This is a genomic window from Chondromyces crocatus, from assembly GCF_001189295.1.
GTDB classification, from domain to species: Bacteria; Myxococcota_A; Polyangia; order Polyangiales; family Polyangiaceae; genus Chondromyces; species Chondromyces crocatus.
The window spans coordinates 8736322-8748377 of record NZ_CP012159.1 but is presented as its reverse complement, the minus strand read 5'-3'; the positions used below and the strand labels follow the sequence as shown (position 1 = coordinate 8748377).

The following is a 12056-nucleotide window of genomic DNA, read 5'->3' as shown; positions in this document are numbered from 1 at the left end:
GAGGCAAGGAGGAGCAGGCATCGAGCGAAGGGGAAATGGTGTTGCGTATTCTGTAAGCGCTCCGTAAGTGGCGCCTGCACCGACGGAAAGAGGCGAATCTCATGCGCGGCCGCAGCGGGTGGAAAAAATGCTGCAGGTCCTGCAATGCGATGTGCCCCTTGTGATGTGAGGGGAGCGTCGCGGTGGCGGAGAAGTTATCGATCGACGGACGGCGTCGGCGAGGCGCGCGGTGGCGACGAAACGTGAGGTGGAGGGTGGGTCGAGAGAACCGAACCACCCGGGACCGAGCCACTCGGAGAGGCGCGAGCCCGGCGAAGCGTGAGTGCAAAGCGTGCGGTCACACGCTGGGGCCCGAGGAGTGCTGGCTGGCGATACGTGCTGCAGCTCGGCGACGGGAGGTCTCTCGCGGTGCGATCAGCGCCCCGGGGCGCGCAGGCTCAGCTCTGCTCCGGGCGAGGGCGGGGAATGCGATCGTACATCTCCGCGAGGTCGCGCAGGCGGGCCGCATGCTCTTGGCGGAAGGGATCCCCCGTGAGGCGGAAGCGCCAGTTGCCCGAGGGGACGGCTGGGTTGTTCATGCGCGCCTCACCGCCGAGCCCCAGGACGTCCTGGAACGCCACGATGGCCATCCGGCCCACCGAGGAGAATGCCGTCCGGATCATGTCCCAGTGAATCTCGTCACCCGAGACCCGCAGATAGACCTGGGTATGCGTGCGGACATGAGCGGTCATGCTCCTCCACCAGCCGACGGTCGTGTCATTGTCGTGGGTACCAGGGTAAACGACGCTGTCTTCCGTGTGGTGATGGGGGAGGTGGGTGTTGTCCGCGCCGCCACCGAAGGCGAAATGCAGCACACGCATCCCGGGCAGATCGGCCTTGTGACGGAGGTCGAGGACCTCCTGGTCAATCATGCCGAGATCTTCGGCGATGAGCGGTAGCCGACCCTCGTGGCGCTCGATGGCCTCGAAGAAGGCCATCCCGGGGCCCTCGACCCACCGGCCCCCGCGCGCGTCAGGAGCACCGAAGGGGATCTCCCAGTACGACGCGAGGCCACGGAAATGGTCAATCCTCACGACGTCGGCGTGGGCGAGCGTGCGGCCGAGGCGCGTACGCCACCAGGCGAAATCGTTCTTCGCCATTCGCTCCCAGCGATAGAGGGGATTCCCCCAGAGCTGACCGAGCTCGCTGAAGTAATCGGGAGGGACGCCGGCGACGCCCGTGGGCAAGCCATTCTCGTCCAGGAAAAAAAGATCCCGGTGTGTCCACACGTCTGCGCTATTGCGGTCCACGTAAATGGGAATGTCGCCGACGATGCGCACGCCACGGTCATTGCAGTAGCGGCGCAGCTCGGCCCACTGGTGCTCGAAGAAGAACAGCGCGACGGCTTCCTCTTCGATGGCCTCGGCGTGCTCTCGCTTCGCGGCCTCGATGGCCTGAGGGTCTCGGTCACGCAGTGGCGTCGCCCAGTCCCACCAGGCGATCCCGCCGTGCTGGCGCCTCAGGACGCTGAACAGCGCGGCATCGAGCAGCCAGCTTTCTCGCGTCTTCATCTCCTGGTAGCGGGCGGCGAGCGGATGAGATGGGGTCGAGAGTAGCTTCCGTGCGGCCTTGGCGAGGCGGGGCTCCTTGAAGGCGCGGACCGCGGCGTAGTCGACCAGAGAGCCGTGGTCGAGCCCCTCGGTCGGACGCAGGTCGTCGTCGTCGAGCAAGCCGGCTTCGCGGAGAGCCGCCAGATCGACGAGCAGAGGGTTGCCCGCCAGGGCCGACCAGCTCATGTAGGGGGCGTCGTTGTCGGTGGGCCCGAGCGGCAGGACCTGCCACAAGGACAGCCCCGCGGAACAGAGCCAGTCGACGAAGTGCCGCGCCGCTCGACCGAGATCGCCGATTCCATGCGGGCCTGGGAGCGAGGTCGGGTGCAGCAGGATGCCCGCTTCTCGGCGGGTCTCCGGAGAGTGAACGGTCATTCGGTAGGCCTCCAGCGCAGGCGCATACGTCACCTCACGGAAGACGTCGAGAGGCCGGAACGAGGCGCGAGGTCGTAGAAGGTGTCCGGGTGGCACACCGAGCACGGAGAGCGCACTCGGCGCAGGGTGAGCGTGAGCCTGCTGGTCGGGGAGAGCCCCCGACGCTGGCACACTCATCGCTTGTGTGAGGAACGGAGGTGACGCCCATGCGATGGTTCATCGTGGTTGCTGCCGGCGTCCTGGGGCTCGCAGCATGTCGCGCCGAGCGGGACGAGGGGCGCGCGCTGGGCGCCGAGCGCCCGGGACCAGCGAGCGGAGAGACCAGCACGCCCCTCGAGCCAGCAGAGCGACCGAGAGCTGGCGAAGCTGGCACCGAGCCGCGCGCCGAGCCCGCCCCTGTGCCCAGGCGGCCCGTCGTGATCGAGCCCGATCCCGCCCCGCGGTATCCGCCGGATCCCCCCCTCTGGGGGCCGCCCGACTCGTCTCCCGAGCGACCTCGACCACCGAACGGTGATATCCCACCTGGAATGCCGGGTGGCACGCAGCGCGAGATGCAGCCCGCAGAGCCTCCGCCCACGCCCGAGATGCCGCCAGGCACGCGGCCCGAGGTGCAGTCGCCCGGGACGCCGAACTTTCCTCCGGAAGGCATCGCTCCCGGACGGGGCGACAGGGGCACGCTTCGCTGACGGTGCCGAGGAGCGGGACCGCGTGGCCGCCAGCCTCCTGACCCACGGCACGTCACTCGGTCGGGCCGAGCTGGTGGGGCGTGGGGCGCACGCCGTCGAGCCACGCTCGCGCTTCGGACTCGCTGGTGAAGAACCGGGTTTTGTGGTGTCCATTCCCGCGGTTGGAAAGGCGGCCAGCGTGGATGGTCAAGGTCGCCATCGCCCGCTGAAGCAGCGACGCTCCGAACATCGCGGTCGCGTGTAGCTGTCCGTCGAGACCGTGCCATCGAGCGGCCTTGCGCGTGGCCAGGGGCATCTCGCCGAGGTGAGTCATGTCGATGAGCCAGCAGACGCCGCCCGCACGTGAGGACAGGCGCCGCAGCGCGGCGAAGAGGTGGGTGAGCTGATCCGGACTGACATCGCCGACCACCCGAAGGAACACGAGATCAGGCGCCTCGAACCGGATGCTGTGCGCTCCGAGGCGCTGCCAACCGCTTCGACCTGCGCTGAGTGCAGTGTCGATCGTATCTTGCTCCATCATCCCCCCTCTGGATGCGTGGCTGGTCGCGGTCGAGCCTCGTGGCCACGGTAACGCTCGGGTGTAATCCGAACGGCCTGGCCGGTCAAACGTGCCCCTGCGTCGCCAGGCGGGTCCACGCGGGGCGGCCTGCCTTCGCAGGTTGACGAGGCCTGCCTTCGCAGGTTGACGAGGCCTGCCTTCTCAGGTTGACGAGGCCTGCCTTCGCAGGTTGACGAGGCCTGCCTTCGCAGGTTGACGCTCGGGGCGCTCCCTACCAAGAATCCTCCCTCATCCCAGCTCGACGGCTGCGGCCGCGGCGTCCGAGAAACGTCGACGGCGCCGAGCCTTCACCCCTGAACCCCCGAGAAAGGTAGCCGTGACTCACCCTGCGTTGACCCAGCTCTCCGAGGAAGAGCGCTTCTTCCGTGATTCCGTCCTCGATTTCGCGCGCAAGCGCGTCGCTCCCCGTGTCCACGCCATGGATGAAGCCGGCGCCATGGACAAGGAGATCGTCCCGCCCCTGTTCGAACTGGGGCTCATGGGCGTCGAGATCCCCGAGGCGTACGGCGGCGCCGGCGCCAGCTTCTTCAACGCCATCCTCGCCGTCGAGGCGCTCGCCATCGTCGATCCCAGCGTCAGCGTGGTCGTCGACGTGCAGAACACGCTCGTCGCCAACGCCTACCTGCGCTGGGCGAGCGACGAGCTGAAGTCCCGCTACCTGCCCCGCCTGTGTCGTGACTGGGTCGGCTCCTACGCCCTCAGCGAGGCTGGCTCGGGCTCCGATGCGTTCGCCCTCGCCGCGCGCGCCGAGAAGCGGGGTGATCGCTACATCCTCAACGGTCGCAAGCTCTGGATCACGAACGCGGCCGAGAGCCACCTGTTCCTCGTTTTCGCCAACGTCGATCCCTCCAAGGGCTACAAGGGCATCACCGCCTTCGCCGTCGAACGCGATTTCCCCGGCTTCTCCGTGGGCAAGAAGGAGGACAAGCTCGGCATCCGCGCCTCCAGCACCTGCGAGCTGATCCTCGAAGACTGCGAGGTCCCGGAGAGCAACGTCGTGGGTGAGGTCGGCAAGGGCTACAAGATCGCCATCGAGACCTTGAACGAAGGCCGCATCGGCATAGGCGCGCAGATGCTCGGCCTCGCCGAGGGCGCGCTGGACCACGCCATGCGCTACATGGGCGACCGCAAGCAGTTCGGTCAGTCGATCGCGAACTTCCAGGGCATGCAGTTCCAGTACGCCCGCGTGGCCATGGAGATCGAGGCCGCTCGGCTCATGGTGTACAACGCGGCCCGGCTGAAGGACGCGGGGCAGCCGTTCGTGAAAGAGGCGGCGATGGCCAAGCTCTTCGCCTCGGAGGTCGCGGAGCGTGCCGCCTCGCAGTGCGTCGAGCTGATGGGCGGGGTCGGCTTCACCAAGGAGTACCCCGTGGAGAAGCTCTATCGAGACGCGAAGATCGGCAAGATCTACGAGGGCACCTCGAACATGCAGCTCTCGACCATCGCCAAGCTCCTGCAGGCCGAGTACGGCATCAAGTGAGCCCACGGGGGCGGCGCCTGCCGTCCCCTCCTGCATGCAGGCCCGACCCCCGCGCGCCGAGGAGCGATGACGTCTCCGACCGTGGGGGTCAGGGGTTGCCGAGCGCCTCCAGGCGTACGTCATCGAAGAAGGCCTGCCCGTCTCCGATGAGGACGAGGCCCAGCGTGAGGGTCGCGGCCTCCGACGGGATGTCGAGCGCGACGCCGTGGTCGGCCCAGGCCGTGCTCGTGATGGGCTGGTCCAGCAGGTCGGCGTAACCGATTGGTTGCCCCTTGGCGCCCACCGTCTCCAGGAAGAGCTGGGCGCGGCCCTCGGCGGAAAGCCCCTCCACGCGTGTGGCGACGGTGAGGCGGACCCGCTTGCCGCGGAACGGCGCTGCATCGAGCGTCTGGGTGGCGAGGGCGTGGGCTCCCACGGTCGACGGGCCTCTGGGCACCACGCGCAGCGCCGCCGCGCGCTTCCCCGAGCGCGGCCGCTGCTCGCTCGTGGCGACGTCCGTCGAGGTGGTGTCGAGCGTCAGCAGCGGTGCCGTCCAGCCGGCGGCCGCGCCGCGCCCGTTCACCTCTTCGAACCCCGGATTCGACAGGACAGCGGCCGGAGGAGGGCTCGGCGGACGGCCGCGGCGCACGCTGGCGAGGGGTCGTGTCGCCGTCGTCCGCTCCACGAACAGCAGCGCGTCGAGGGCGCCCCGTGGCGCGCTCCGTCGGAAGGACGAGGCCGGGCTGCTCTCCCGGTACACCGACCCGATCGAGCGTGTCCCGAGGGCCGCGTCGAGCCATCCTCCCACGAGGCCGTCGGCAGGCGCCCTCCGCAGATCCAGGGCGAACAGGGGTACGCCGCCTTTCGCGAGCGTCGCGTCCAGGGTCCCCACGTCACCCGGGCCGACCGTGAAATCCCGCAGCCTGTTTCCAGTCACCGGGTTCAGCTCCACCGCCAGGAAGCTTCCCTGGTTGAAGCCGAAGCCGAAGACCACGTGCTCGGCGCCGAGCGTGCGGTGGAGATGCTCCCCCATGCTGGGGTACGCCTCCTGTCCGCCGCGCTGCGCGTGAACGTTGTGGGACCAGAGCACGGCCTTCGCGTCGGGACCTTCCAGGTCCAGCAACGAAAGCACGTTCTCCGCCATGCCTTGCTCGCGGAGCGCGGCCCCTCCGCGCGGGTCTGCGAGCATCGCCTCGGTCCGTTGCAGCAGCCGCGCGTGATGGCGGGCGAGCTTCCAGGCTGCGGCGCCTGCGCGGCGCTCGTAGGTGGGTCGTTCCCGGTCGAGCTGCTCCGCGACCCGGACGATGGCCGCCCGTGTCGCTCGCATCACCGTGTCGCCGCGTTGCGGATACCGCTCGACGTCATGCTCATTGTCCAGCGGGCGAAGCTGCGCCGAGACCTCCTGCGCCAGGGGACGGTCCACCTTGCGGAGATGGCTCAGGAGCGCATGCACCGCCTGCTGTGGGTCTTCCAGATCGAACCCATGGAACCGGAGCTTCTGCTTGTGCGCTGGGTTCTCGTTGTACCTGCGCATCCAGCGGACCAGCGCCAGCATCTCCTCCGTGTTCCAGGTCCAGAACTCCAGCCCCTGGAGCGCCTTGACCGGATCTCCCTTGCCCGTGAGCACGTACTCGTTCACCGCGAGCGACGCCGGAGAGCTCCCCTCGATGGCGAACACGGTGAAGCCCAGCTCGGTGACCAGGAGCTCCAGCATCCTGTGCTTGAGTGCGAAGAACTCGCGGGTCCCGTGGGTCGCCTCGCCGAGAGAGACCACGCGCGCGTTGCCGACCATCGCCTTGATCGGCGCCATGTCCGCGAGCCCACGCCCGGCCTCCGTCCCACCGAGCGGCATCGCCTGCTGTTGGATCCAGGACACCACCTCGGCCGGCGCCGCTTGATCGAGCGGAGGCGCTCGCCGCAGCGCCATGTCGACCTGCGCGCTCTCCGTGACGGGCCGCCCACCCTCAGGGCCACCCGCCACATGACCCGGGGCCTTCACGGCCACGTCGTAGCGTCCCTCGGGGAGCATGATCTGGTAGTGCCCTTCCGGGGCCACCGGCGCGAAGAACGAGACCACGCCGCCTTCTCCCTGGCGCGTCGCGACCACGGTCGCGCCGGGCACGCCCTTGCCCGCGGGATCGCGAACGGCGCCTTGCACGACGATCCCTCTGCCTCCCAGCCGCGCAACGAGGCCTCGGGTCGGGGTCTCGGCACGGTGCGAGAGTACCTCCAGGCGCGTCCCGGTCACCCCGGGCGCCGTCACGGTGATCCCGTAGCGCCCCGTGGGGAGCCGGGAGACACGGAACCGGCCATCCGCGCCGCTCTTCACCTGCGCCGCAGGCTCGTCGTCGAGCACAGCAGCGTCCACGACCGAGACCAGCGCTCCCGCGATGGGCTGCCCGTCCTGGGCCGTGACCAGCCCGGAGAGATCTCCCGGGGCCGCCTCGTCACCTCCAGGCGCCGGCGCGACCGCCTGCTGTCCCTTGGTCGACGCATCCACGCCTCCGCATGCGCTCATCAGCAGCAGCGTCGGTGTGATCCAACCCAGCGCGCGCCACCATCGACCCGTCGCCCCGCCCGCTCGTCTCATGGCTCCCCTGTCCATCGTGTCTCTCCAGCCCTCTCGCCCCGCGCCGCCCTCGTTGCTGCGCCCCGGCCTCACTTCGCGCCCACGGCCTTCAGGCGCACGTCGTCGAAGAACGCCTGCCCTTCACCGACCAGCATCAACCCCATCGTGAGCGTCGTCGCGTCGGCAGGGACGTCGATCTCCAGCGTGTGATCACGCCACGTGGTGCCAGTGATCGGCCGCTCCAGCGTGTCGACGTAGCGGAACATCTGCCGGTTCGTTCCGACCACCTCGAGGAACAGACGCGCGCGCGACCTGGGGGCGAGGCGCGCCGTCCGCACCGCGACGTCGAGCCGCACCCGCTGCCCCTGGTACGGAGCGGCGTCGACCTTCTGCACCAGCATCCCGATCTCGTCGGCCAGGCGCTCGTCGCGCGGCTCGACCTGGATCAGCGCCGCGCGCTTGCCCGACCGCGAAGGCTTGCCGACGGTGGTCACGCGCTGCGCCGGGTCACCGCTCGTGGAGAGGGGCGGGTTCCACCAGCCCAGGGCGGTGTCCTGCGCGTCCACTTCCTCGAACCCCAGGTTGACGGGCAGCGGCAACGGGCCGCGGTTCGGCGGTGGCGGTGGACGGTCTCCCTGCGTGGGTCGCGCCGCCGTGGTGCGCTCCACGAAGAGCAGCGCATCGAAGCTTGCTCGCGGCGAGATCTCTCGCACGTACGAGCTTGCCGCTCCCTCCTGGAAGGACGGCCCGATCGTCCTGCTCTGGAGCGGCGCCTCGAGCCACGCCGCCGCCTCGCTCCCGGCCGGTGCTCGCCGCAGATCGAGCGCAAGGATCGGCACACCGAGCCGCCCCAGGGTCGCGTCCAGACTTCCCTTTTGGAGGACGCCCACCGAGAAATCCCGCAGCGCCCGGAGTGCCCCAGGGGAGATGTCCTGCGCCTGGAAGCTGCCCTGGTCGAAGGCCAGGCCCAAGCTCACCTGATCTTTTCCGAGCGCCTGGTGGAGGTGTTCCCCCATCGTCGCGCTCCCGTTGAGCTGCCCCCGCGCGACATGGAGGTTGTGGGCCCAGAGCACCATCTTGGCTTGCGGTCCCTCGAGATCCAGCAAGCTCAGCACGTTCTTCGCCATCGCCTGGTCACGTGTTCCTGGCGCGTCCCCTCCCTGCGCGAGCCCTGGCTCTGCCTGGCGCACCACGTCGAGGTGGAGGCGCGCCGTCTTCCATGCCGCGGCGCTGGACCGCTGGATGTAGCCGTCTCGCTCGCTCTCGAGCCGCTGCGCGATCCGCTCGAGGCCGGTCCGCGTTGCCTCCCACACCGAGGCCCCGCGCCGATCGTAGCGAAAGACGTCGAACTGGCTGTCGAGAGGCCGGAGCGCCTGCTCCGCCTCGGCGCCGAAGCTGCGATCCACCTGCCGGAGATAGGTCAGCAGTGCACGAACCGAGGACGCCGGCGACTGGATGTCGAAGCCGTGGAATGCGAGCTTCTGCGGGTGCGAGGGATCCTCGTTGTACGCGCGCATCCAGCGGACCAGCGCGACGACTTCCTCCGTATCCCACGTCCAGAACCGCAGCCCGCGCACCGCCGAGACGGGATCTCCCTTGCCCGTGCGGATGTAGTCGTTCACCACCAGCGCCTCGGCGAAGCTCGCCTCGATGCCGAACACGCGGAACCCCTTCTGGTGGACGAGCACCTCGAGCATGCGGTGCTTGAGTTGGAAGAACTCGCGCGTTCCCCGCGTGGCCTCGCCGAGCGACACCACCTTGGCCTCTCCGATCATCGCGGTCACGGGGGCCAGATCGGTGAACCCTCGCCCGACCTCCACGGAAGCGATCGGGGCCACGTTCGCGCGCAGCCAGGTCGACACGGCCTCCGGCGCCAGCTGATCGGCAGGGAAGGCGCGCTGGAGGGTGCGATCGAGCGTCGTGCTCTCCGTGACCGTCTTGCCTTCGTCGGCGTGCCCGGGCGCTTGCGCGGCCAGGTGATAGCGCCCTTCCGGCACCTTCACCTGGTAGCGACCGTCGCCATCGACGGGGGCGAAGAAAATGTCTGCGTCGAAGTAGCTGAACCCGATGAGCGACACCATCGCTCCCGGCACGGGCCTGCCCGCCTTGTCGCGCACCGCGCCTTCCACGGTCATTCCCTCGCCCCCGAGCTGGATCGCGAGCTTCTCGGTCGGCGCGGTCTCGCGGTGCTGGAAGACGTCCAGGTAGGCGCCGGTCAAGCCGGGAGCAGTGACCGTGATCCCGTACCTCCCCGAGGGGAGACCGCTGACGCGGAACCGTCCCTCGGGACCAGTGAACGCTTGCCCTGCGGCGCGCGTCTCGTCCGTATCGGCCGCCACCACCGAGACCAGCGCGCCCGCGACGGGCTTACCGTCCGGACCCTGGATCACGCCGTCGATGTCGCCCGCCCGAGGTGGCGTGGGCGTGGCGGCGCCAGCCCTCGTCGAGGCCGTGGGAGGTTGCGCCGACGGCTCGACGGGCGCGCCGGCACACGCTGCGATCATGCCGAGCACCGGCAAGAGGAAGGTCAGGCGGGGCACGCCACGGCCAAGAGCCTGGAGACGACGCGGCATGTGCATATGCCCATCCATACCCCAGTGCAGCCCTGAGCGAGCCCTTCCGAGCATGGAGGCACTGCGAAGCGCTCCCGTGATCAGTCGGCGTCGGGATCGACGCCCGGCGCCTTCAACCGCTCCGCGAGCCCCTCTGCCCGCGCTTGCTCCTGGTCGGCGCGTGCTTGCTCGCGGCCCGCGGTTTCGTCCCTGCTCAGAGAGACTGGAGGTAATGCGTGAGGTCCGAGCGTTCAGCGTCGCTCAGGTGAGAGGTCGTCCCATGCGCGTCACCTCCCCCGCACGCGCCGAAGCGTGCGTCCAGCGTCGGCGCACAGCCATCGTGGAAGTAAGGCGCCCGCGCGCCCACCCGCGAGAGCCGGGGCACCTGGAGAGGGGCGCCCGTGCCCACATCCGCGGACTGGTTGTTCGTGAACTGAGGCCCAGCGTGGCACCCCGCGCAGCCCACCCGGGCGTCCGTGAAGAGCGCCTCACCGCGGGAGACCGCCGCTGGATCGACGACCACCCGCGCCGGCAGGGCCGGCAGCGCATCCATCCAGCGACCCAGCGCGTCGACCCGTCGAGGCCCCAACCGATCCCCTCCCATCCGCCCGGTGAGCACCCGCGCGGCGAGCACCTCCAGATCCGGGAGTGACCCGTCCCAGTGGAGCGGCGCCGTGTCCAGTACTCCACCTTCGAGCGACTGCGTACGACGTGGACCCTCGCTGCCGAAGTGCCACACGTGCCCGTCCTCCCGACCCTCGGGGTGACAGGAGGCGCAGGTGATCGACGTCCCCCTGGGCGCCAGGTGAAACAGATCGTGCCCCGTGTCGCGCCGGCTCTCCCCTCCGAGCACCACCTCTCGCCAGGTGGGCCGGTCATCGGGGGCCATCGTCCGCTTCAGCACCCGCGCCGGCTCTCGCGAGAAGACGAGCAGCGCCCCCTCTGCGTCGTAAGCTGCGGCCGTCGGCTGGCAGGGGACGGCGCTTCCGGCGACGCGGCAAGCGTCGGGCAGAACGGTGACCTGGAGGCTGGACAGCAGATCCCCGCCGACGTGACGCCGGCGCAGCTCGCCGATCCACCCGCCTGCAGCGCTCACGAGCGCATAGCGCTTGTGATCAGGTGAGACCGCCACGTCCACGAGGAGCTGGTGCTGCAAGCTCAGGGGCGACGAGGGGCGGGTCAGGAGCGGGACGAGCTGCGCGGTGTGCTCAGGGATCCCGTCGCTCGGTGTCGCGCCCCCTGGTGTGGCGCCGCCCGGGAGGGCGTCTTCTGGTGGCGCATCGCCCGGCGTCGTCACGGGCGGCAGGATCGCCACCCGGGTCGCGACCACGCCGCCGTCGCAGTCGTGCTGCCCTGCGGCGTAGGCCCCCGGCTCGTCGTTCACCGGCGTCATCTGGGCCCGCTGATGCACCAGCGCGGCCCCACCGCCAGGCAGCGCCGTCATGCGCCACGCCACGCCCGGTGTGCACAGGCCGTCCAGGGGTCGGAGTCGCGCCGTCTCCGTGCCGGCTGCATCGAGCACCAGCACCTCCGCCGACCGGAAACGACTCACCAGCAGCCGATCGCCATCGACGACGACATCGCGCAGATCCTCGTCGAGCAGCAGGCGCCGCACCTCGGCCCCGCCCGCCAGGGGATAGCTGACGAGCTCCCCCCGCACGCACGCGACGTGGACGACACCGAGCGCCGGATCGACATCGATCCCCCGAGGGCCCTCGCACACCGCGCGGCGCTCCACCACCTCTCCCGTCGCGGGCTCCACGATCGCGATGGCGCCGCCGCCCCTCAGCGCGACGTGAACACGCCCATCCGGCGTCTCCACGGCGCGCCCGGGCTCGTCCCCTGGAGAGAGGACGACGGTGGCCACCACCGACCCCTCCTCCTCGTCCCCGGGCGGGCGCACGATCCAGATCCGATCCCGGTCCGGATCCGCGGCGAACGCGAACCCTTCACGGGTCATCAGCAGCGTGCCACCGCTGACGGGGGGCGGCGGTGGCTCGCTCAGGGTGACCTCGTCATCGGGGGGGCCGAGGGGGCGCGGCGAAGGCTCCTGCGTCCGATGAGGACCCTCGGGCGTGCAGCTCCACAGGCCGAGCGGGGCGGAGGCGAGAGCGAAGACGGCGAGCGATCGAGCAAAGGGCATCGGTGATCCCGGGAGGGGACCGAATTATGGCCGCCCAGAGCCTGTCGCGGGGAATTGCATTGCGTCGTGTGACACTTTCCGTCCGCCAGCCCTCCATTTTTCGTCAGCTCCGACGTTGTCGGGT

The 12056-nt window shown here is 69.8% G+C and carries 7 protein-coding genes; 2 read left to right on the top strand and 5 right to left on the bottom strand.

Annotation, left to right across the window (positions count from 1 at the left end; genetic code table 11):
* Window positions 1-437: 437 nt before the first annotated feature.
* Entirely contained in the window at window positions 438-1964 is a 1527-nt protein-coding gene (gene malQ / locus CMC5_RS31510) for a 4-alpha-glucanotransferase (protein WP_050433866.1), read from the bottom strand.
* Between the two features lie 206 nt (window positions 1965-2170).
* On the opposite strand from malQ, the gene CMC5_RS31505 reads away from it, so the two are divergent.
* Window positions 2171-2650, top strand: coding sequence for a hypothetical protein (locus tag CMC5_RS31505; RefSeq protein WP_050433865.1), 480 nt, complete (start codon window positions 2171-2173; stop codon window positions 2648-2650).
* Window positions 2651-2702: 52 nt separating this feature from the next.
* Here the strand turns inward: CMC5_RS31505 and CMC5_RS31500 are convergent, their stop codons facing one another.
* Entirely contained in the window at window positions 2703-3170 is a 468-nt protein-coding gene (locus CMC5_RS31500; RefSeq protein WP_050433864.1) for a SpoIIAA family protein, read from the bottom strand.
* 355 nt (window positions 3171-3525) lie between these two features.
* Here CMC5_RS31500 and CMC5_RS31495 point away from each other — a divergent pair, with 355 nt between their 5' ends.
* Window positions 3526-4689, top strand: coding sequence for an acyl-CoA dehydrogenase (locus tag CMC5_RS31495; protein ID WP_050433863.1), 1164 nt, complete (start codon window positions 3526-3528; stop codon window positions 4687-4689).
* Window positions 4690-4777: 88 nt separating this feature from the next.
* Here the strand turns inward: CMC5_RS31495 and CMC5_RS31490 are convergent, their stop codons facing one another.
* From CMC5_RS31490 to CMC5_RS31480, 3 genes are all read right to left on the bottom strand, one after another.
* Window positions 4778-7258 carry an erythromycin esterase family protein gene (locus tag CMC5_RS31490; RefSeq protein WP_050433862.1) on the bottom strand — a complete coding sequence of 827 codons (2481 nt, stop codon included), beginning with the start codon at window positions 7256-7258 and terminating at the stop codon, window positions 4778-4780.
* 68 nt (window positions 7259-7326) lie between these two features.
* Window positions 7327-9777, bottom strand: a complete 2451-nt coding sequence (locus CMC5_RS31485; RefSeq protein WP_169796719.1) for an erythromycin esterase family protein — start codon at window positions 9775-9777, stop codon at window positions 7327-7329.
* Window positions 9778-10003: 226 nt separating this feature from the next.
* Window positions 10004-11932 (bottom strand): c-type cytochrome, encoded by a 1929-nt coding sequence (locus CMC5_RS31480; protein WP_050433860.1) that lies wholly within the window; start codon window positions 11930-11932, stop codon window positions 10004-10006.
* Window positions 11933-12056: the final 124 nt, after the last annotated feature.

What these genes read in the sequence shown, in the direction of transcription:
- malQ (WP_050433866.1), bottom strand. Translation starts at nt 1,964, where the DNA reads ATGACCGTTCACTCTCCGGAGACCCGCCGAGAAGCGGGCATCCTGCTG.
- CMC5_RS31505 (WP_050433865.1), top strand. Translation starts at nt 2,171, where the DNA reads ATGCGATGGTTCATCGTGGTTGCTGCCGGCGTCCTGGGGCTCGCAGCA.
- CMC5_RS31500 (WP_050433864.1), bottom strand. Translation starts at nt 3,170, where the DNA reads ATGATGGAGCAAGATACGATCGACACTGCACTCAGCGCAGGTCGAAGC.
- CMC5_RS31490 (WP_050433862.1), bottom strand. Translation starts at nt 7,258, where the DNA reads ATGAGACGAGCGGGCGGGGCGACGGGTCGATGGTGGCGCGCGCTGGGT.
- CMC5_RS31480 (WP_050433860.1), bottom strand. Translation starts at nt 11,932, where the DNA reads ATGCCCTTTGCTCGATCGCTCGCCGTCTTCGCTCTCGCCTCCGCCCCG.